This window comes from Novosphingobium endophyticum (assembly GCF_014640675.1).
GTDB lineage: Bacteria > Pseudomonadota > Alphaproteobacteria > Sphingomonadales > Sphingomonadaceae > Novosphingobium > Novosphingobium endophyticum.
This window is the reverse complement of record NZ_BMHK01000004.1, coordinates 160459-182418: the sequence shown is the minus strand read 5'-3', so window position 1 is coordinate 182418 and position 21960 is coordinate 160459. Positions and strand designations below refer to the sequence as shown.

17 protein-coding genes are annotated in these 21960 nt (G+C 65.7%); 14 read left to right on the top strand and 3 right to left on the bottom strand.

Annotation, left to right across the window (positions count from 1 at the left end; all coding sequences use genetic code 11):
• Positions 1–92: 92 nt before the first annotated feature.
• A complete protein-coding gene (gene glpX, locus IEX32_RS04680) occupies positions 93–1073 on the top strand; it encodes a class II fructose-bisphosphatase (RefSeq protein ID WP_188768902.1) in 981 nt (326 codons plus the stop codon).
• Positions 1074–1235: 162 nt separating this feature from the next.
• The gene (locus tag IEX32_RS04675; protein ID WP_188768894.1) at positions 1236–2171 is read left to right on the top strand and encodes a ribose-phosphate pyrophosphokinase; all 936 of its coding nucleotides are present in this window, start codon (positions 1236–1238) and stop codon (positions 2169–2171) included.
• Positions 2172–2226: 55 nt separating this feature from the next.
• Here IEX32_RS04675 and IEX32_RS04670 read toward each other — a convergent pair whose 3' ends face one another.
• Entirely contained in the window at positions 2227–3171 is a 945-nt protein-coding gene (locus IEX32_RS04670) for a helix-turn-helix domain-containing protein (protein WP_188768892.1), read from the bottom strand.
• Positions 3172–3369: 198 nt separating this feature from the next.
• Here IEX32_RS04670 and hisN point away from each other — a divergent pair, with 198 nt between their 5' ends.
• From hisN to IEX32_RS04625, 9 genes are all read left to right on the top strand, one after another.
• Complete coding sequence (gene hisN / locus IEX32_RS04665; RefSeq protein ID WP_188769005.1) at positions 3370–4152, top strand: histidinol-phosphatase; 783 nt, start codon at positions 3370–3372, stop codon at positions 4150–4152.
• 23 nt (positions 4153–4175) lie between these two features.
• The gene (locus IEX32_RS04660; protein ID WP_229735998.1) at positions 4176–4601 is read left to right on the top strand and encodes a gamma-glutamylcyclotransferase family protein; all 426 of its coding nucleotides are present in this window, start codon (positions 4176–4178) and stop codon (positions 4599–4601) included.
• A gap of 168 nt (positions 4602–4769) precedes the next feature.
• Complete coding sequence (gene rpmI, locus IEX32_RS04655; RefSeq protein ID WP_007012839.1) at positions 4770–4973, top strand: 50S ribosomal protein L35; 204 nt, start codon at positions 4770–4772, stop codon at positions 4971–4973.
• A 17-nt stretch (positions 4974–4990) separates the two neighbouring features.
• On the top strand, positions 4991–5350 hold the full coding sequence (gene rplT / locus IEX32_RS04650) for a 50S ribosomal protein L20 (protein ID WP_188768888.1): 360 nt from the start codon (positions 4991–4993) through the stop codon (positions 5348–5350).
• 169 nt (positions 5351–5519) lie between these two features.
• Positions 5520–6389, top strand: coding sequence for an AraC family transcriptional regulator (locus IEX32_RS04645; RefSeq protein ID WP_229735985.1), 870 nt, complete (start codon positions 5520–5522; stop codon positions 6387–6389).
• Positions 6390–6479: 90 nt separating this feature from the next.
• Complete coding sequence (pheS, locus tag IEX32_RS04640; RefSeq protein ID WP_188768884.1) at positions 6480–7580, top strand: phenylalanine--tRNA ligase subunit alpha; 1101 nt, start codon at positions 6480–6482, stop codon at positions 7578–7580.
• 17 nt (positions 7581–7597) lie between these two features.
• Positions 7598–10012, top strand: a complete 2415-nt coding sequence (pheT, locus tag IEX32_RS04635; RefSeq protein WP_188768882.1) for a phenylalanine--tRNA ligase subunit beta — start codon at positions 7598–7600, stop codon at positions 10010–10012.
• Between the two features lie 132 nt (positions 10013–10144).
• On the top strand, positions 10145–11668 hold the full coding sequence (locus IEX32_RS04630; RefSeq protein ID WP_188768879.1) for a peptide chain release factor 3: 1524 nt from the start codon (positions 10145–10147) through the stop codon (positions 11666–11668).
• Positions 11669–11802: 134 nt separating this feature from the next.
• Positions 11803–12513 (top strand): endonuclease/exonuclease/phosphatase family protein, encoded by a 711-nt coding sequence (locus IEX32_RS04625; RefSeq protein WP_188768877.1) that lies wholly within the window; start codon positions 11803–11805, stop codon positions 12511–12513.
• 67 nt (positions 12514–12580) lie between these two features.
• Here IEX32_RS04625 and IEX32_RS04620 read toward each other — a convergent pair whose 3' ends face one another.
• On the bottom strand, positions 12581–14284 hold the full coding sequence (locus IEX32_RS04620; protein WP_188768868.1) for a cation:proton antiporter domain-containing protein: 1704 nt from the start codon (positions 14282–14284) through the stop codon (positions 12581–12583).
• Between the two features lie 89 nt (positions 14285–14373).
• Here IEX32_RS04620 and IEX32_RS04615 point away from each other — a divergent pair, with 89 nt between their 5' ends.
• Positions 14374–15069, top strand: a complete 696-nt coding sequence (locus tag IEX32_RS04615) for a DUF2238 domain-containing protein (protein WP_229735976.1) — start codon at positions 14374–14376, stop codon at positions 15067–15069.
• Positions 15070–15253: 184 nt separating this feature from the next.
• The gene (locus tag IEX32_RS04610) at positions 15254–17317 is read left to right on the top strand and encodes a TonB-dependent siderophore receptor (protein WP_229735974.1); all 2064 of its coding nucleotides are present in this window, start codon (positions 15254–15256) and stop codon (positions 17315–17317) included.
• A gap of 30 nt (positions 17318–17347) precedes the next feature.
• On the opposite strand, the gene IEX32_RS04605 is transcribed toward IEX32_RS04610, so the two are convergent.
• Positions 17348–17593, bottom strand: coding sequence for a hypothetical protein (locus tag IEX32_RS04605; RefSeq protein ID WP_188768862.1), 246 nt, complete (start codon positions 17591–17593; stop codon positions 17348–17350).
• 707 nt (positions 17594–18300) lie between these two features.
• Here IEX32_RS04605 and IEX32_RS04600 point away from each other — a divergent pair.
• Positions 18301–21918, top strand: coding sequence for a hydantoinase B/oxoprolinase family protein (locus tag IEX32_RS04600; RefSeq protein ID WP_188768860.1), 3618 nt, complete (start codon positions 18301–18303; stop codon positions 21916–21918).
• The last annotated feature ends 42 nt before the right edge of the window (positions 21919–21960 follow it).

The following is a 21960-nucleotide window of genomic DNA, read 5'->3' as shown; positions in this document are numbered from 1 at the left end:
ATCGCGAAAAGGAGCAGCCAGCTTCTCGACAATTCTGGATCCTCTGTCTAAGCGGTCCGGGCCTTTCCTCCTCGGACCGATCCGGAGCGAACATGTTCAAGAACAAGACCCCCGCAAGTAAAGTACTCGATCGCGTTCTCGTCCTCGAGATGGTGCGTGTGACCGAGGCTGCCGCCATTGCCGCATCCGAACTTGTCGGGCGTGGCGACGAAAAGGCCGCCGATCATGCCGCGGTGGAAGCGATGCGCAAGGCCTTTGACGAGCTCTATATCGATGGGACGGTCGTGATCGGCGAGGGTGAGCGGGACGAGGCCCCGATGCTCTACATCGGCGAGAAGGTCGGCGGCGCGCCCGGCAAGGGGCCGAAGATCGACATCGCGCTCGATCCGCTCGAGGGCACGACGATCACCGCGAAGGCCGGCCCCAACGCGCTGGCGGTTCTCGCCGCGGCGGAGGAGGGCTGTCTGCTCAACGCCCCGGACGTCTACATGGAAAAGATCGCCGTGGGCCCCGGTTATCCGGAAGGCGTGATCGACCTCAACCGGTCGCCGAGCGAGAACATCAGCGCTATCGCCGCGGCCAAGGGGGTGAAGCCGGACGAGATCATCGTCTGCGTCCTCGATCGCCCGCGTCATGCTGAGCTTATCGCCGAACTGCGCGAGCTGGGCTGCGGCATCCAGCTGATTCCCGACGGCGACGTCGCCGGCGTGATCGCGGTGACCGACGAGAACACCACGATCGACGTCTATATGGGATCGGGCGGGGCTCCCGAAGGTGTCCTGGCCGCGGCCGCGCTGCGTTGCGTGGGCGGCCAGATGCAGGGCCGCCTGCTGTTCCGTAACGAGGACGAACGCGGCCGGGCGCGCAAGTGGGGCATCGAGGATCTCGACAGGATCTATGCGCTGAACGATCTTGCCAAGGGGGACTGCATCTTTGCCGCGACCGGCGTGACCAGCGGTTCGCTCCTCGAAGGCGTCAAGCGCCTCAAAGGCGGCACGATGACGACCGACAGCGTCGTCATGCGCGCCAGTTCGGGCACGGTCCGCTGGATCAAGGGCGAGCATCGCCCCTGATCTACATCGTCATCCCGGGTCGAGCCCGGGATGACGTGTCCCCGACCCGGCCCCCTCGTTTCGGCCATCGGTGAAAAACTGCGGCGCTCTATTGCAATCGCATGACGCATGGCTAGAGGCCTGCGGCAGGAGCCTTGGTAACGGCCGTCTCGGGGATTCGCGATGAAGATCATGTCCGGCAACAGCAACCTTCCGCTCGCACGCGCGATCGCGGGGTATCTCGAGCTGCCGCTTACCGACGCCAGTGTCCGGCGCTTCGCCGACGAGGAGATCTTCGTCGAGATTCACGAGAACGTACGCGGCGAGGATGTCTTCGTCGTTCAGCCGACCAGCTATCCCGCCAACGACAATCTCATGGAACTGCTGATCGGCATCGATGCGCTGCGCCGCGCCTCGGCCAAGCGGATCACGGCGGTCATCCCCTACTTCGGCTATGCCCGACAGGATCGCAAACCCGGCCCGCGCACGCCGATCTCGGCCAAGCTGGTCGCCAACCTCATCACCGAGGCCGGCGCCGACCGCGTGCTCTCGGTCGATCTGCATGCCGGACAGATCCAGGGTTTCTTCGATATCCCGACCGACAACCTGTTCGCCGCGCCGGTCATGGCGGCCGACATCCAGGCCCGCTACGGCGACCAGTCGCTGATGGTGGTCTCGCCCGACGTCGGCGGCGTGGTGCGCGCCCGTTCGCTGGCCAAGCGGCTCGACAACGCTCCGCTGGCCATCGTCGACAAGCGGCGCGACCGTCCCGGTCAGTCAGAGGTCATGAACATCATCGGCGACGTCAAGGGCCGCGCCTGCATCCTGATCGATGACATCATCGATTCTGGCGGCACGCTGTGCAACGCCGCGCAGGCGCTGATGGACGAGGGCGCAACGAGCGTGACGGCCTACATCACGCATGGCGTGCTTTCCGGCGCCGCGGTTTCGCGCGTGAGCAATTCGGCGCTGAAGGAACTGGTGATTACCGATTCGATCCAGGCGACCGAAGCCGCCCGCGAATCGGATCGCATCCGCATTCTCACCATCGCGCCGCTGCTTGGCGAGGCGATGCGCCGGATTGCCGACGAAAGTTCGGTTTCCAGCCTGTTCGATTGAGGCGCGCCCGCTCGTCGCAGCGTTTAACGGTTCCGCCCGTCCGGACAGCCCCGCTTCATTCCCACGGCCGGCTCTGTCCTGGTTCGGTGCGATTGAGCGCTTCGAGCCGGCGCGCCTGCCGCGATTCGAGGGCCAGGGTCAGGAGCGGCTGGGGCGTGCGCACGAACTGGCGCGGCGACATGCCGAAGAGTTCGGTGAATTCGTGGATCAGGTGGCTCTCGTCATAGTAGCGCAGCATGATTTCATCCGCCTCGTCCGGGTCGGCGACGCCGCGCAGATGGCTGGCCACGTCAAGCGCGCGGGCACAGCGCAGAACCTTCTTTGGCGACATGCCGAAATCCCGGTTGGCCACGCGCTCCAGCTTTCGGCGCTCGACGCCGCAGAGGTTCGCCGCTTCGCCCACGGTGATGCTGGGGTTGGTGAATGCGAGGTTCTCGAAGTGCGCGGTGACGGGGTCGGGCAGCGCGCCGTTCATGTGTTCGGCGCGATGGCGGAAATTGTTTTCGAGCGCCTGCAGCCAGTCTTCCGGAGTGCCGTCGGGATGGAGATAGCCGAGGATCGTTTCGGAGGGGATGGCGACAACATTGCTCAGAACCAGCCGGTTGAGGAAATCGCCCACGCGAGGGCCTTGTAGCGCGGTGCAGGCGCCGGGGCGGAGCGCTACGCCGACGCTGATGAAGCTGCCGGCGACCGTTACCGGCATCCGACGCGTCTGCGGCCCGAAGAACAGAGCCGCCTTGCCGAATGCCTCGCGCCCGGTGGCGGTCTCGGCGGTCCAGCTACCCGCGAGCTGAACGCGCACGACTGCTGTGTCATTGAAAAGACCGCAAGAGAGCGTGTAGTCCGCAGGCGCGCTGACCTTGGTGACGTAAAGACGCGCGATCCATGGCGCGAGGTCCGGGGCCGGCGCCCTGTTGTAGGACAATGGCTGGCCGTTTCGCGTCATCCCCTGTTCGGGCGCGATCAAATGATCGACCGCCGGACGCTTTTTCTGCTGCATGCCCTGTTCTGCCGTGTTTCCCACCCGTCCGAATACGCCTCGCTGGCCCGTGCTGCAATATTCAATTTTTAATATATTATCCGTGTCTGAATTCAGACGCCGGGCCATTAATACTTTCAGGTGCAATTTTCTTACGACCGACGCGGCCGGCGGAATTTCGGCTTGACCGTTTCGGAATCCCGCATGCACAGGGGCTGGATGAAGATCGATCACGACCTTGCCCTTGCCTTGCGCCTCGCGGATGCGGCGGGCGACGCAATTCGGCCCTACTTTCGCTCCCCGCTGAGCGCCGAACGCAAGTCCGATGCCACGCCGGTGACCGTTGCCGACCGCGCGGCCGAAGAAGCCATGCGCCGCATCCTCAAGGCCGAGGTCCCCCGCGACGGCATCGTCGGCGAGGAATTCGGCACGGAGGCCGGGTCCTCGAACCGATGCTGGGTGCTGGATCCGATCGACGGCACCGTTTCGTTCATGGCCGGCCGTCCGATTTTCGGGACGCTGATCGCACTGCTCGTCGAAGGGTGGCCGGTTCTGGGGATCATCGACCAGCCGATCCTGGGAGAACGCTGGATCGGTGCCGCCGGCAAGCCGACGACCTTCAACGGTCAGGAAGTGCGGACCCGCCCCTGCCGCGAACTGTCCGATGCCATGTTGGCCACGACCGGCCCGCAGTACTTCAACGATCACGAGGGCGACCACTTCATGGCTCTCGCGGCGCGGACCGATCACCGCCGGATGATGATGGGCGGGGATTGCTACAATTACGGCCTGCTTGCTTCGGGGCAGATCGACGTCGTGTGCGAGGCTGGTCTGAAGCTGCACGACTGGGCGGCGCTCGTCCCGATCGTGGAAGGGGCGGGGGGCACGATGTGCGACTGGAATGGCGAGCCGCTCAATGCCGATTCGGAAGGGCAGGTCCTCGCTATCGGCGATCCGGCGCGGCTCGAGGACGTCGTCGCGGCGCTGGCCTGCCATCACTGAGCCACCGGCGCGCGATGCCCCGGATGTGCCTCTTCGCGTACGGCACGCTGCAGCCGGAAGCGTCCACCCGCATGGGGCGCTGGATTGAACGGCGGCTCGTGTCGGTCGAACCCGCGAGCGTTCCGGGGCGGATATTTGCCGTTCGTGGCGGCGACGGCTGGTTTCCCGTGCTGGTCGCGGGCAAGGCCCCGCAGCGCGTACGCGGATCGCTCTGCGCTGTGGATCTGAGGACCGGCGAACGCGCTCTGCTCGATCGCTATGAGGGCGGCGAATACAGGCGCGTGGCCCTCCGCGCCCTGACCGATCGCGGTGCGCGGCAGGTCGTGCAGATCTACCGGTGGCGCATCCCCCTGCCCGCTGGGGCTCGCGCCATTCCCTCGGGGGACTTCCTCGCGTGGCTGCGCGATGAGCGGCTGAGCGCGTTTTCCAGCTTGCGCAATGGTGCGTGACCCGGTTCGGCGCGGGTTATCCGGGCTTGCCTTTGTGCGGGCTTAGCACTAAGGGCGCGTCCTTCAAACGACACGGACGGATTCCTTACTGCGGGGATTCGACGCGTCGGCCTGGCCATCAAGGGCTGCCACGGTCGGCGGGACGTGTCCTGAGAACAGGAGACGAAAATGCCCAAGTTGAAGACCAAGAGCGGCGTGAAAAAGCGTTTCAAGCTCACCGCCACCGGCAAGGTGAAGCACGGCGTCGCCGGAAAGCGCCACCGCCTGATCAGCCATAACGGCAAGTACATCCGCCAGAATCGCGGCACCGAGGTCATTTCCGACGCCGATGCCAAGACGATCAAGAAGTGGGCGCCCTACGGGCTCAACTGAGACAGGAGTACTAGCCAATGCCCCGCATCAAACGTGGCGTCACCACGCGCGCCAAGCACAAGCGGATTCTGGATCAGGCCAAGGGTTACCGCGGCCGCCGCAAGAACACGATCCGCGTCGCACGCCAGGCCGTCGAAAAGGCCGGTCAGTACGCCTATCGCGACCGCAAGGTTAAGAAGCGGACTTTCCGCGCGCTCTGGATTCAGCGCATCAACGCTGCCGTCCGCGCCGAAGGGCTGACCTATTCGCAGTTCATCCACGGCGCCAAGCTCGCCGGCATCGAACTGGACCGCAAGACCATGGCGGACCTCGCGATGAACGAGGGCGGAGTTTTCTCCGCGGTCATCGCTCAGGCGAAGGCCGCGTTGCCGGCCTGATCGCGGCAGCGTTGATTGGGGCCTGAGGGCCTCTATATCCCAAAGAAAATGGGCGCGGATTTTCGAATCCGCGCCCATTTTCTTGCGCCTGTGCGCCTTTGGACTAGGCTGCCGGTACCAGTCAGGAAGGAAGCGAATGTTCCCGGGCTGCCGGACCTCTGTGAAATACATGCGCCTCTCACCAGGGCTGCATCGCTATTTCGCCGGGGTTTTTCTTCTCGAAATCGAAGTCGACGGCGATGGGCTTGTGGAGGACTTCGTGTTCCCGGACTGGGCGACCTTTCGCTTCAGCCATGCGCCGCCAGCCGTGGCGAACCCCGGCGGCAGCGCGCAGGTCGGGGGCTGCCAGTTCTCCGTTGCGGGGCCGCGAACCCAGGAAATCTACCTGAGGACGGGAAGCGTGCGGCAGTGGGGCGCGGTGATCCACCCGTCCGGCTGGGCCGAGCTGATCGGCGAACCGGCGGACCGGTATACCAACGGGTTGTTCGACGGCAGGAGCACTCCCGCTTTCGAGAAGTTCCGACCGCTTGCCGAGACGCTGTTCGGCCAGGAAGCTGACCCCGATGGCGAGTTTAAGCGTCTGACGAGCTTCTTCGAAGCGGTCGAGTCGGTCGACGATCCGGCGGTGGACAAGATCGCGAAAATCCACATAGCGCTCTTCGATCCGGAAATCGAGACAGTGGCGCAGTTGGGCGATCGCGTGGGGCTGAGCCGCCGCACGTTGGAGCGGCTTTGCAAAAGGGCCTTCGGCTTTGCGCCCAAGATGGTGCTGCGCCGCCACCGCTTCATGCGCAGCCTGGCCCGCTTCACGCTCGATCCGTCGCTGAAATGGATCGGAGCGATGGACCCGACCTACCACGATCAGGCTCAGTTCGTGCGGGATTTCCATGAGTTCATGGGTATGACGCCGACCCAGTATCACCAATTGGCCAAGCCCGTCTCGGAGCCGATGATGCGCGAACGGGTGCTCTACCTGAAGGAACGCGCGCGCGAGTGGGTGCCCGACAGCGCCTGGCCCGAGGACAACCGGGCGGCTTGACCGGCAAGCCTATCCTTCTCTCCGTTGCGATTCCGCCTCGATCTGCCTAAGGACCGCGGCTCGATACCAGCAACAGCAGGCAGACGGCACTTGGATTACGCAGCAACCGCCAAGGAGGCGCTTTCGCGGATCGCGGAAGCAACCGATCTTGACACGCTGGAGGCGCTGCGGGTCGAGTTTCTCGGTAAGCAGGGGTCGATCTCCGGCCTGCTCAAGACACTCGGCAGGATGAGTCCAGAAGAGCGCAAGCTCGAAGGCCCCCGAATCCACGGGCTTCGCGAAAGCGTCACCGAAGCGCTGACCGAACGCAAGGACGCGCTGGAAGCCGCCGCGCTCGAAGCCCGGCTGGCGTCGGAGACCATCGACCTTACGCTGCCTGCGCCGGAGCAGCCGGTGGGCTCGGTTCATCCCGTTTCGCAGGTCATGGACGAACTGGCCGAGATCTTCGCCGACATGGGCTTTGCGGTCGCGACCGGACCCGAGATCGAGGACGACTGGCACAACTTCACCGCGCTCAACATGCCCGAAACGCATCCGGCGCGCGCGATGCATGACACATTCTATTTCCCGGATCACAACGAGGCCGGGCGGGAGATGCTTCTGCGCACGCATACCTCGCCGGTGCAGATCCGCACGATGCTGGCATCCGTGAAGGAAAATCCGGGAGGCGCGCCGCTCAGGATCATTGCGCCGGGGCGTGTCTATCGTTCGGACAGCGACGCCACGCATACGCCCATGTTCCACCAGATCGAAGCGCTGGTGATCGACCGGGACATCCATCTGGGCCACCTCAAGTGGACGCTGGAAACTTTCCTCAAGGCCTTCTTCGAGCGCGAGGACATCGTCCTGCGCCTGCGCCCCAGCTACTTCCCCTTCACCGAGCCTTCGGTGGAAGTGGACGTCGGCTATACGCTGGTTGACGGCAAGCGCGTCGTCGGCGGCAGCCAGGGATGGATGGAAGTGCTGGGCAGCGGCATGGTCAACCGCCGCGTGATCGAGTTCGGGGGGCTCGACCCCGATGAATGGCAGGGCTTCGCCTTCGGCGTCGGCGTCGACCGCCTCGCCATGCTCAAGTACGGCATGGACGATTTGCGCGCATTCTTCGACGGCGACGTGCGCTGGCTCTCCCACTACGGATTTTCCGCCCTCGACGTGCCGACCCTTTCGGGCGGCGTCGGTACGCCTGCCTGAGCGGAAGGAAAGAACGCATGAAATTCTCGCTCTCCTGGCTCAAGCGCTATCTGGACACCGAGGCGACGGTCGATGAGGTCGCCGCCACGCTCAATGCCATCGGCATCGAAGTCGAAGGCGTGGAGGATCCGGCGGCGCGGCTTGCCGGCTTCCGCATCGCCAGGGTCCTGACCGCCGCGCGCCATCCCGATGCCGACAAGCTGCAGGTGCTTGCGGTCGACACCGGCGAGGGTAAGCCGCTGCAGGTCGTGTGCGGCGCGCCCAATGCGCGCGAGGGCCTTGTCGGGGTGCTGGGCCTGCCCGGCGCCGTTGTTCCCGCCAACGGCATGGTTCTGAAGAAGTCGGCCATTCGCGGCGTCGAATCGAACGGCATGATGTGCTCCACGCGCGAGCTGGAACTCGGCGAGGACCATGACGGCATCATCGAACTGTCCAAAGACGCGCCGGTCGGCATGCCCTTCGCGCAGTATCATGGCGCAAGCCCGATCATCGAAGTGGCGATCACGCCCAACCGTCCCGACTGCATGGGCCTGTTCGGTATCGCCCGCGACCTCGCCGCCGCCGGTCTCGGCACGCTCAAGCCGCTCGCGGTGGAGCCGGTAGAAGGCGCGTTCCCGTGCCCCGTGGAGATTCGCACCGACGATCCGGAAGGCTGCCCGGCCTTCTACGGCCGCGTCATCAGGGGCGTGAAGGACGGCCCGTCGCCGCAGTGGCTTCAGGACCAGCTCCTGTCGGCGGGCCAGCGCCCGATCTCTGCGCTTGTCGACATTACCAATTACCTGATGCTCGGCCATGGCCGCCCGGCGCACGCCTATGACCTTGCCCGGCTGAACGGCCCGGTCGTCGCCCGCCGCGCGCGCGAGGGGGAGACCGTCGTGGCGCTCAACGAGAAGACCTACACTCTCGATGGCGAGATGACGGTGATCGCCGACGATACCGGAGTTCACGACATTGCCGGCATCATGGGGGGCGAGCATTCGGGATGTTCGGAGGAAACCACCGATGTCCTGCTCGAGATCGCGTATTTCGATCCCGTGCGCATCGCCAAAACGGGCCGCAAGCTCAACCTGACCTCCGACGCGCGTAGCCGCTTCGAGCGCGGTATCGATCCGCAGTTCCTCGATACCGGGCTGGATTACCTCACCGCGCTAATCCAGATGATCTGCGGCGGAGAGGCGTCGCACGTGGTGCGCGCGGGTGCGCCGCCGGCCACTCCGAAGATCGTCCATTTCGCCCCCTCGCTGACAGAGAGGCTCGGCGGCGTGGCCGTGCCGGCGGACGAGCAGCAGCGCATTCTCGAAGCCCTCGGTTTCTCGGTCGTCGCCGGGCAGGCCGGATTCGGCGAGGCGTGGGCCGTCACCGTTCCCGGCTGGCGGCCGGACATCGACGGCGCCGCCGATATTGTCGAGGAAGTGGTGCGCATCCACGGCCTCGACAAGGTCGCGAGCGTTCCCCTGCCGCGTGCCGACGGCGTTGCGCGCCCCACTGCCACGCCGATGCAGAAGCTCGAAAGGCGCGTGCGCCGCGCCGCCGCCGTGCGCGGAATGCACGAGGCGGTGACCTGGTCCTTCATCCCTGAAGCAGAGGCGAGTGTCTTCGCAGAAGGCAACGGCGGCCTCTGGATCCTCGCCAACCCGATCAGCGAGGACATGAAGGCCATGCGCCCCTCGCTGCTGCCGGGCCTGCTTTCGGCCGTGCGCCGCAATTTCGACCGTGGGGCATCCGGCCTGCGCCTGTTCGAGCTGGGCCGCCGCTATCTGCGCGGCGAGGCCGGGATGAGCGACGAGCGCCTGACGCTGGGCTTCGTGCTGGCCGGGGAAAAGACCCCGCGCGGCTGGGCCACGGGCAAGCCGGCCACATTCGACGCCTTCGATGCGAAGGGTGAAGTTCTTGCCCTTCTTGCCGAGGCGGGCGCTCCGGTCGAAAGACTGCAGGTCATGGGCGCGGCCGGGCCGCAGTACCATCCCGGCCAGTCGGCGACGCTGCGGCTGGGACCGAAGAACGTGCTGGCGCGCTTCGGCATGCTGCATCCAAAGGTCGCAAGGCAGTTCGATATCGACGGTCCGGTCGCGCTGGCTGAGATCCATCTCGACGCCATTCCCGCCAGAAAGGGCGCGGCGGCCTTTGCGCGCGCCCATTACGCGCCGCCGGCGCTACAGGCGGTGAAGCGCGACTATGCGTTCCTTGTCCCCGTCGAGACTCCCTCGGGCGATCTCGTGCGCGCGGTGCAGGGGGCGGACAAGGCCAACATCGTCTTGGCCCGCCTGTTCGACGACTTTCGCGGCGCGGGCGTGCCGGAAGGGCAGAAGTCGCTCGCGCTCGAAGTGACGCTGCAGCCGGTCGATAAGAGCTACCGTGAGGAAGACCTGAAGGCGATCACCGACAAGGTGACAGCCGCCGCCGCCAAGTTCGGAGCCGTGCTGCGGGGCTAAGGTCAGGACGTAGCCGGCGTTGGGAACGGGGCCGGCAATCCTCGGCCCCGGCGATCTCCTACGTCGCGTCGCGCGAGAGTGCTGGACGGACAAGCGTTGCAGTGGCGCCCGCACGCCCGTAAAGGCGCGGGCATGACCGCATCTCGTCGTACCTTCGCCATCATCTCTCACCCCGACGCGGGCAAGACCACGCTGACCGAAAAGCTGCTGCTCCAGGGCGGCGCGATCCATCTCGCCGGCGAGGTCAAGGCGCGCGGGCAGGCGCGGCGTGCGCGGTCGGACTGGATGAAGATCGAGCAGCAGCGGGGCATCTCGGTGACCAGCTCGGTGATGACTTTCGAACGCGACGGGATCACGTTCAACCTGCTCGACACGCCGGGTCACGAGGACTTCTCGGAAGACACCTACCGCACGCTGACGGCGGTGGACTCGGCGATCATGGTGATCGACGCGGCCAAGGGCATCGAGCCGCAGACCCGCAAGCTCTTCGAAGTCTGCCGGTTGCGCTCGGTGCCTATCATCACCTTCATCAACAAGGTCGACCGCGAGGGCCGCGCCTGCTTCGACCTGCTCGACGAGGTGGCGGATATGCTTGCGCTCGACGTCTGCCCGATGTCGTGGCCGGTCGGCATGGGCGGCCTGTTCCAGGGCATTCTCGATCTCGGTACCGGCAAGGTCAGCCGGCCCGAAGGCGGCAGCAAGGAATTCCTCGGCAAGGTCGACGAGAACGTAGTTCTGCCTGACGATGTCGCGGAAGAAATCGAGCTGGCGCAGGCGGGCTATCCCGAGTTCGATCTGGAGGCCTATCGCGGCGGCGACCTGACGCCGGTCTATTTCGGCTCCGCGCTCAAGAACTTCGGCGTCGTCGAATTGATCGACGCCATCGCCAGGTTCGCTCCCCCGCCGCGCCCGCAGCCCACCGAGGCGGGACCGGTCGAGCCCGATCACAAGGAAGTCACCGGCTTCATCTTCAAGGTCCAGGCCAACATGGACCCCATGCACCGCGACCGCATTGCCTTCATGCGGCTGGTCTCGGGTACTTTCAAGCGCGGCATGAAGCTGACGCCCTCGGGACTGGGCAAGCCGATCGCGGTGCACTCACCGATCCTGTTCTTCGCGCAGGACCGCGAGATTGCCGACAGCGCCGAGCCGGGCGACATCATCGGCATCCCCAATCACGGCACCCTGCGCGTGGGCGATACCCTGTCGGAGAAGAACCAGATCCGCTTTACCGGCCTGCCCAACTTCGCGCCCGAAATCCTGCGCCGCGTCGCCCTGAAGGATCCGACCAAGACCAAGCAGCTCAGGAAAGCGCTGGACGATCTTTCGGAAGAGGGCGTGATCCAGGTGTTCTACCCGGAGATCGGCTCGCAATGGATCGTCGGCGTCGTCGGCCAGCTCCAGCTCGACGTGCTGATTTCGCGTCTCGAGGCGGAGTACAAGGTCGAGGCGATGCTGGAGGCCTCACCCTTCGACACAGCCCGCTGGCTCAAGGGCGCGGACAAGGCGCTCGATGACTTTGCCGCGTTCAACAAGATGAACCTCGCGCGCGACCGCGACGGCGATCCGGTGTTCATGGCCAAGTCCGCCTGGGACGTCGGCTACCAGCAGGAACGCAATCCCGACCTGACCTTCAGCGCCACCAAGGAGCGTTGAGCTTTCCCGTCAGGTTGGAACCGCGGGCGGGATCGGGGATTGATCCATTTTATCGGGCCGGTATCGCGAAGACTTGGGGGACAGCCGTGCTCCCCGGCGTTACCATGGACGCCCCATCATCGGCGGGACCGGGCGTGAAGATCAAGGTTGCGAGCTACAACATCCACAAGGCGGTCGGGCTCGACCGGCGGCGCGATCATGAGCGTATCCTGCGTATCCTGCTGGAAGTCGATGCCGATGTCGTGGCCTTGCAGGAAGTGGACCGCCGCTTTGGTCGCAGGATGGCCGCCCTGCCGCTCGATGCGATCCACGACGCGACCGATTATCATCCCGTTCCCCTGTCGATGAAGCCCGACAGCCTGGGTTGGCACGGCAATGCCATCCTCGTGCGCAAGGGCATTGATCTCGTCGAGGCGGCGCCCGTACCGCTGCCGGTGCTGGAGCCGCGCGGTGCCATCCGCGCCGACCTTATGATCGAAGGCCGGCGGTTGCGGGTGGTCGGCATGCATCTCGACCTGTCGGGCCTGCGGCGGCGGCATCAGGTGCGCAGCGTGCTTTCGCACATCTCGGAATGCGACCATCACTGTCCGACGGTGATGATGGGCGATCTCAACGAATGGGCGCAGCGCGGCGGCTGCCTTCGCGAATTCGACGAGCAGTGGCGGATACTCGCGCCGGGGCGCAGCTTTCCCGCGCGGCGCCCGATCGCCAGCCTTGATCGCATCATCGTTTCGGCACATTGGGAAGTGCATGGCACGCATGTCCATCACAGCCCTGCTTCCGCGGTAGGTTCCGACCATCTGCCGGTCTTCGCCTCGCTTCATCTGCCCGGCAAACCACAATGATGCGGATAGTCCGGCAGGCCGGGGAATGACGCGGCGCGGCGAGGGACAGGCAGCCGCCGCCGTCATGTCAGGTTTCGGAGCGCTCCTGCTCGATGATCAAACCCGCGACCTCCTCCGGCAGTCCAGCAGCCTGGAGCAGGGCTTCCGAAAGCTGCAGACTGGCCTCGGTCGTCTCGGGAATCGCCAGGGTCGCGCCACTGTTCAGCAGCGCGCGGGCGTGGGCGGGGTCCTTGGCCCGCGCAAAGATCGGCAAGTGCGGATGCGACTTGCGAAGCGCTTTGACCACGGCCTCGGCGTCGCCGCGCTGATCGATGGTCGAGACAAAGGCGATGGCGTTGCTTACGCCGATCTGCCCCAGTAGCCGGTCGTTGCTCGCGTTCCCGAAATGGATCGGCACTCCCGCGTTGCGTTCGCGCGCCACCAGATCGGCGTCGCAATCGACCGCCATGTAGGAAATGCGCTGGTCCTCCAGAATCTTCCCGATCATTCTGCCCACCCGTCCGAATCCGCCGATCACCACCCGGTTCTCCGCTGCCCGGTCGTCCGGCTCCAGCTTGTCGCCCGCGTTGCGCGCGGCAAGCCTGCTGCCGATCCGGCGGCCCGCGAAGGCCAGGCCGGGCGCCGCGAACATGGTGACCACCACGACGAGCACCACGAACTGCGCGGTCCCGTAGGACAGTACGCCGGCCATCAAACCGGCGGAGACGGCGATCAGCGCGAACTCACCTCCCTCGGCCAGGAGTATGGCGACTTCCGCTGCGATGGCGGTCGAGTATCCCCGCACACGGACAAGGAGGAACAGGATAGCCGCCTTGAGCGCCATGAGCGCCCCCGCCGCGAGGAACACCAGCCAGATACCGTCCCAGACGGCGGCGATGTCGAGCCGCATGCCCACTGAGATGAAGAACAGCGCGAGCAGGAGTCCCTTGAACGGCTCTATGTCGTTGTGGATCTGATGCCGGTATTCGGTGGCCGAGAATATGAGCCCCGCCAGGAAGGCGCCAAGCGCCATCGACAGTCCCGTCATCGCGGTAAGCGCCGAGGTTCCCAGGATGAGGAGCAGAACGCAGGCCATGAACAGCTCCTGGCTGCCGCTCGCTCCGGCGTAGCGGAGCAGCGGACGGACGAGGAACTGGCCCACCAGGAAGATTGCAAGGATGACGGCCGCGGCCTCGGCAAAGGCCATCAGGGCCGCGCCGGCCGCCGTCACGGTCTGCCCGGCGAAAACACCGACCAGGAAGAGGATCGGCACGACCGCCAGGTCCTGCATGAGGAGAATGCCGAACGCGGTCCGGCCCGCGGACGAACTGAGGCGCAATTGTTCCGACAAATGCTGCATGACGATTGCCGTGGACGACAGCGCCAAGCACAGCCCCAGCAGGATGGCCGCCGGCAGGCCTGTGTCCAGGAAATGGGCGATGGCGCCGATCACCGCGGCACTGGCAAGAATCTGCGCGGAACCCAGGCCGAAGACGTCCTTGCGCATTGTCCAGATCTGGCGAAATGACATTTCCAGCCCGATGCTGAAGAGCAGGAACACGACGCCCAGTTCGCCTATCGCCTCGATCCCGTCCGTCTCGGTGATGACAATCAGTTCCAGGCCGGGAACCAGCGCGGTCAGGCGCCCGAGGCCGTAGGGGCCGATCAGAAGGCCGATGCACAGGAACCCCAGCACCGGGCTGATTCGCAGCTTGCGGACCAGAGGCATGATCAGTCCCGCCGCAGCGAGGAAGATCAGTATTTCGCGCAGGTAGGGAATCTCGGCGTGCAACGGTTTCTCCTCTTCGGCGCCGTAGATAAAACGTATAGACGGGAAAACCGCCGGTTTGTCGCCGGCCAACTTCCTTCTAACCTGCCGCCATGGGTGAAGATGTAAACCTGTCGCGTTCAGCGACTTCCGGAAGGATCGTCCGGAGGGTCTATCTTGCCGTCGTGGGCGGACTGCAACTGGTCATGGCGACGGAGCTTGCGCTGCTCGTGGCAACCGAACGCTGGCTGCATGCCTTTCTCGTGGCGGGCATGATGGCCGCGTTCCTGCTGCCTGTCCTGGTGCGCAGCAGCCGGCGGGCGCGCATTCCCGCGGAAGTCCAGATACTCGCGATCCTCTTTATCTTCGCTTCCCTGTTTCTCGGCGAAGTGCGGGACTATTACGAGCGCATCTGGTGGTGGGATCTCGCGCTGCACGCGACGGCCGGGTTGTTGCTTGGGCTGCTGGGCTTTCTCATCGTCTACATCCTCAATGCCGACGAGGTTGTCGATCTGCACATGAAGCCGTCTTTCCTGGCGCTGTTCGCGTTCTTTTTCGCGGTCGGCCTTGGCGCGCTGTGGGAGATATTCGAATTCGCCATGGACGAAATGTTCGGGCTGACGATGCAGAAGCCCATGCTCGGCGACAATTCCGGCCTCACCGACACGATGTGGGACCTGATCGTCGATGCCGCCGGGGCGGCCCTCATGGGTCTGGCGGGCTGGCGGTATGTCACGCACCGGCGGCGGAGCCTGATCGCGCGGGGCATCAGGCGCGTCGCCGCGCGCGGTCGCAGGGCGGCCGGCTGACTTTCCCCGTACTTCCCGGGCAGGGCTTCGCGCCGCTGACCCGGAGTTCCGGCCTATCGCCGGGCCAACGTAATTGTTATTGACATCCATTATCAATTAGCTTGACTCCGGATTTGCGATCCTTAGAGGGCGCCGGTTCAGGATAGTCTTGGTCGCATTAGGGGGAATAATGAAACCCACGTCATTGAGCGCATCGCTGCTGGCGATGGGCGCTGTCATCGCGGCGCAGCCGGCCGTTGCCGAAGAGGGCGATGAGGGCGCGGCTATCGTCGTCACCGCCTTGCGCGACAGCAGCGCGAGCATCACCGGCACGGGAACCGACCTGCAACGCTATCCGCAAAGCGTGCGCGTGATCGACGAAGCGGCGCTCGATCGCATCGGCGCCACCCGTCTCGACAACGTGATCGACCTTGCCGGCGGCGTGGCCCGCCAGAACGATTTCGGCGGGCTGTGGGACAAGTACTCGATCCGCGGCTTCGCTGGCGACGAGAACAGCGGCCCCGACATCCTGATCAACAGGTTCGGCAGCAATCTGGGCTTCAACGCCCCCATCGACACCGCAACCGTTGAGCGCTTTGAGTTCCTGAGGGGAGCCGCCGCTGCCTTGTCGGGGCGCGGCGAACCGGGTGGCTCGCTCAACATCGTCACCAAGGTCCCCAGGCACGAGACCCACGGTTCCGCCAGCCTCAGCGTCGGCCGCTGGGATGCGGTTCGTCTGGTGGGCGACGCCGGAGGCCCGCTTTCCGATACTCTCGCCGTGCGTCTGATCGGCGTCGTCGAGGACAAGGGCAGCTTTCGAGACAAGGTCCATGCCAACCGCGAGCTGATTGCGCCGTCCATCTCGTTCACGCCGAGCGACAGCCTGCGGTTCCTTTACCAGGCCGAGTACATGCGCAACAGGGTGCCGCTCGATCGCGGCATCGTGGCCATTTCCGGCGATGCCCGCGCGATGGACCGATCGACGTTCCTCGGAGAGCCGGCCGATGGCCGCATGGACCAGCGCATCTTCTGGCAGCAGGGAAGCATGTTCGCGGCGCTCTCGGACATGGTCTCGCTGGAACTGGGCTTTTCCCATCGCGACGGCGGTCTCGAGGGCTTTGCGACGATGCTCGATTTCGGCCCGCGCGGCCTGCAGGCCGATCTGCGCACCGCTGGGCGCCAGCGCCGTTACCACAACTTCGACTGGCAGGACCTCTCGCTGCGCGCCGAGCTGACCGCCAGGGTCGATTTCCTGGGCCTCGAGCACGACCTGCGCCTGGGTGTAGACCGGGTGCGGCACGGAATGGATGCCGAAATGCGGAGGGCACGCGGCACCCCGTCGGCGCCGATCCTGCTGATCGACCTGTTCGACCCGGTGTACGGCCAGCCTCTGCCCGAGCCCGGAGCCTTTACCGATCGCTTTGTCTCGTTCCGCAGCGAGAGCGTCTATGTCCAGGACGTCATTACGGCCGGCGATTTCACCCTGCTCGTGGGCGCGCGGTGGAACTCATTCCGGGAAACGCTGACCAATCACCTTGCCGGCGACTCCCGGATCCAGACCGTGGACAAGGGGATCACGCCCCGCGCCGCGCTGACCTGGGCGCTCTCCCCGTCTTTTTCCCTCTACACGAGCTGGGGCGAATCGCTGCGCCTCAATCCGTCGGACGGGACCAGCCGGTTCGATGGCGAGAAAAGCGATTCGGCCGAAATCGGTGCCAAGTACAGCCTGCTCGGCGGTGCGATCACTGGCCAGTCGGCGCTGTTCACGATGACCAAGCGCAACGTGCTCAATCCCAACGCCGTCGATCCCTTCCTGAAGTCCCAGATCGGACGTCAGCGCTCACGCGGGTTCGAAACCGAACTGACCGCGAATCTTTCCGGCGGCCTCTTCGTGACGGCGGTGTACAGCTACATCGACGCTACCGTGCGCCGCGATCAGAATGCGGCTCTGATCGGTACGCGCCTGTCAAACGTGCCCAGGCATCTTGGCAGCATCTACGCCAATCAGAAGCTTGGCCGCTTTGCCATAGGCGCAGGCGTCAGCCACGTTGGCGAGCGCGTTGGCGATCCCTTCGGAACGGGCTATCGCCTGCCCGGCTATACGATTGCCCGGGCGGACGTGCGCTACGAACTCAACGACCAGTTCTCTGTCCGCTTCAACCTCGATAACATCTTCGACAAGTACTCGATCGCCAATAGCTACGCCAATGTCTGGACGACGCCTGGCGCGCCCCGCAACTGGCGCCTCACGCTCAGTGGGCGGTTCTGACAAGGCGCCGGAGGTAGCGGCGATCCTGTGTCAGGCGGCGTGCAGCCGCTCGACTCTCGCTTCTCCGGGGTTTGACACGGCAATTTCGTCATGTTCGGCAAAAATTCGCTCAATCTCCTGACGCTTATCGAAGATGAGCTTGGCGACCCCGGCGGTCATGCCGCCCTCGTCGCCGACGCGGCCGAGGACCCCCGCCAGATCCTCGAGAGTGGCTTTCTCGAGACTGGCATGCAGTCCGCCCTTTGAATCCCGAAACGCAACGCATTGGCTTGCCATGATGCCGGCTCCCTGAAGGTGTCGTGTCGAAACACTACAACGCGAGTGCGGCCCGATAGGTTGCTTTTATAGTGACTTTCGTAACCAACAGAATGAACCTTTGTCCATCATCCGCAAGTCGGAAAATGGGAGTAGGAACGGATGCTGGCCGCCTTTGCCGGGTGGTCTGGTCCGCAGGAGCCCGGCCCGGGGCGGCACTTGTGCCTATGCCATTCGGGGACAAGGAATCTCGATCGGTGCCGCCGTCAAAATCGGGCGTTGGAACCGGGGGCGGCTGCCCCGTGAGAGAGGCCGATTCAAAGCCGACGAATGTTCCATTATGAAGCATGACGCTGGGACAGGGCATTGCCGAACGCGCGAATCACCGTGCCCGAGAGTCACTACGCAAGTCTGCCGGTACGGGGGGGACGGGTTCGGGCCTGAATGGCTGAAGGGGCGCGTGGGCGGGGCGTCGCAGAAAGCCCACCCCGCTGCGACTACGCTCGCCTGAAGGCTCACCAAGTCTCGCCGCCCTCCCGCCTGCGGGAGGGCAGAGACGCGTCCTGTAGCGTCGTGGCGCTGGAACTCCCCTCCCGCAGGCGGGAGGGGTTGGGGGTGGTCTTTTTACGCAACGTCCGCAATGCCGGCCTATCCGTCACCGGGACTGCTGCCGGAATGGTCTGGATCATCGGTGGGATTTGCGGATATTGCGGCAGGGAAAGGGCACGATGGCGAACTGGCAGTTCTGGATCGACCGGGGCGGTACGTTCACGGACATCGTCGCGTTGCGGCCTGATGGCGGCTTTGCGTCGACCAAGCTGCTGAGTGAAAATCCTGAGCGCTATGCCGATGCCGCCACGGCGGGTATCCGCCAGCTGATGGGCTTGGCGCCTGACGCGCCATTGTCTTCACGCGCCATCGATTCCATTCGCATGGGCACCACCGTCGCCACCAATGCCCTGCTGGAACGCCGAGGCGTTCCGGTTTTGCTGCTGGTGGACCACGGCTTTGCCGATCTGCTGGCCATCGGCAACCAGAGTCGTCCGCGCCTGTTCGATCTCGACATCCGCCTGCCCCGCCCGCTGTTCGATCGGGTCGCGGAAGTCGGCGGGCGTGTCGACGTGGACGGCCGCACGATCGTGCCGCTTGACGAGGCCGCGGTCATGGAGATGCTTTCGCGGCACCGCGAAGGGGGTATCACCGCGTGCTCCATCGCGCTCATCCACGGCTGGATGTACCCGGGCGCGGAACGCCGGCTGGCGGAACTCGCACGGCGCGCCGGCTTCACTCAGGTATCGGTGAGCCACGAGGTCAGCGCGTTGGCGGGCCTTGTCGCGCGCGGCTCCACCACGGTCATCGACGCCTATCTCTCGCCGGTGCTTCGCGACTATGTCGAGCGGATCGCGGAGCAGGTGGGCGATACCCGGCTGTACTTCATGCAGTCCAGCGGCGGCCTGACCGAGCGCGACCGTTTCCGCGGCAAGGATGCCATCCTCTCGGGGCCGGCAGGGGGCGTGGTCGGCGCCGCGCGCACCGCCGAGGCGGCCGGCTTCGACCGGATCATCGGCTTCGACATGGGGGGCACCTCCACCGACGTCGCGCTCTATGCCGGCAAGCTGGAGCGGGTGATCGACGCCGAAGTCGCGGGCGTGCAGGTCCGCGCGCCGATGATCGCGATCAACACCGTTGCGGCCGGCGGCGGCTCGATCCTCCACTTCGACGGTGCCCGGCTGCGCGTGGGACCGGAAAGCGCGGGCGCCAATCCGGGGCCGGCCTGCTATCGCCGGGGCGGCCCGCTGACCATCACCGATGCCAATCTCATGCTGGGCAAGATCAGCGCCGATTCCTTCCCCGCCATCTTCGGACCCGGCGGCGACGAGCCGCTTGACCGGGAGGTGGTGGAACGCGGGTTCGGCGCGCTGACGGAAGAGGTGGCGGCTGCGACCGGGCTGCCGATGGACCCGCGCGAACTGGCCGAGGATTTCGTGCGCGTCGCCGTTGCCAGCATGGCGCGCGCGATCAAGGAAGTGTCAACCAGTCGCGGGCACGACGCGGCCGACTTCACGCTGCAGTGTTTCGGAGGCGCCGGCGGGCAGCACGCCTGCCTGGTGGCGGAGGAGCTTGGCATATCGACGGTCATGCTACACCCTTTCGCCGGCGTACTTTCGGCATACGGCATGGGTCTGGCCGATCAGCGCGACGTGCGCCGTGGCGGGGTCGAGCGCCCGCTTGACCTGGCATCGCACGGCGAGGTGGCAGCCCTGGCGGCCGCGCTGGCCGACGAAGGGCGCGCGGTTCTGGCGCGCGACATGGGCGCGGCCGACGTCGCCGTGACGAAGCGCGCGCTGCTGCGCTATGAGGGTACCGATACCGCCCTCGAGGTCTCGTTCGGCCCCATTGCCGCGATGACCGCCGAGTTCGAGGCGGCTCACCGCCGGCGCTTCGGCTTCGCGACGCCGGGACGCGGCATATTCATCGAAAGCATCGAGGTGGAGACCGTGCTTGCCGGCCAACGGATCGCCAGCATGCCGCTGCCGCGTCGGCCCGGGGGCGGGCAGGCTGCGCCGGCCGGGCGCGCGCCGCTGTGGAGCAAGGGCGCTTCGCACCATGCGCCAGTATATGATCGCGAGGCGCTGCTCGCAGGCGACGTGATTGCCGGCCCGGCCCGGATACGCGAGGCACTTGCCACTACCGTCGTCGAGCAGGGCTGGGAGGCGCAAGTGGACGGGACCGGCAATCTCATCCTGCGCCAGCTCGGCAGCGCGGCCGGATCGAGGCAGATCGAGATCGGGGGCACGCCCGATCCGATGCTGCTGGAGCTCTTCAACAACATCTTCATGAGCGTTGCCGAACAGATGGGAGCGGTGCTGCAGCGCACCTCCACCAGCGTCAATATCAAGGAAAGGCTGGATTTCTCCTGCGCGCTTTTCGACGGCGCGGGCAATCTCGTGGCTAACGCGCCGCATGTGCCGGTGCATCTGGGGGCGATGGGCGATAGCGCGCGAACGGTGATCGAAAGCCGGCGCGCCAGCCTCAAGCCGGGCGACATGGTCGTCCTCAACAATCCGTTTCGCGGCGGAACGCATCTTCCCGACGTCACGGTGATCGCGCCGGTGTTCGCCCCCGATGGCCGGGAGATCCGCTTCTTCGTCGCCAATCGCGGACACCATGCGGACATCGGCGGTACCGCTCCGGGGTCGATGCCCGCGAATTCGACCACGCTGGCCGAAGAAGGCGTGGTGATCGACGACTTCCTGCTTCGCGACGGCGGGACGTTTCGCGAGGCGGAGTTTCGCGCGCTGCTGGCGAGCGGTCGCTGGCCGGCGCGCAGCCCGGACATCAACGTGGCCGACATCAAGGCGCAGATCGCCGCGAACGAAGCGGGCATCCGCGAGATCGGCGCCGTGGTCGCCCGCTATGGCTGGCACGTGGTGCGCGCCTACATGCGGTTCATCATGGCCAATGCCGAGGAGAACGTGCGCCGCGTGATCGACCGCATCCGTGACGGCAGTTTCGACTATCGCATGGACGACGATGCCCTGCTTCGCGTCACGGTATCGGTCGATCGCCGGGAACGCACTGCCCGTATCGACTTCACCGGCACCAGCGGGCAGCGGCCGAACAACTTCAACGCGCCGCCGGCGGTGACGCGCGCGGCGGTGCTCTATGTCTTCCGCTGCCTCGTCGAGGATGACATTCCGCTCAATGAGGGATGCCAGCTGCCGATCGAAATCGTCGTGCCGGAAGGCAGCTTCCTCTCGCCGAAGCCGGGCGCGGCCGTGGTCGCGGGCAATACGGAAGTCAGCCAGGCGATCTGCAATGCCCTGCTGGGGGCGCTGGGCGCCGTCGCCAGCGCGCAGGGCACGATGAACAACCTGCTCTTCGGCAACGAGGACACGCAGTATTACGAAACGATCGGCGGGGGCGCGGGCGCGGGCGCGGATTTCGATGGCGCCTCGGCGGTGCAGACGCATATGACCAACACGCGCATCACCGATCCGGAGATCCTCGAACTGCGCTATCCGGTCCGGCTCGAGCGTTTTTCCATCCGGCGCGGGTCGGGCGGTGCCGGCCGCAGGACCGGCGGAGACGGCACGGTCCGCACGATCCGCGCGCTTCAGGGCCTGACAGCCACGATCGTCTCCTCGCGGCGCATCGAAAGGCCTTTCGGCCTCGCCGGCGGCGAGGCCGGCCAAGCGGGCCGCCAATGGGTGGAGCGCGCCGACGGCACACGAATGGAACTGGCAGGTACCGATCAGGTCGATCTCGCTCCCGGCGATGCGGTCACCGTAGAAACGCCCGGCGGCGGAGGATTCGGCGAACCGGGCCAGACAGCCGCGCCTTGACGACGCCGGGAATCCGGGCACCCGATCCGCAGCGAGCGCTTA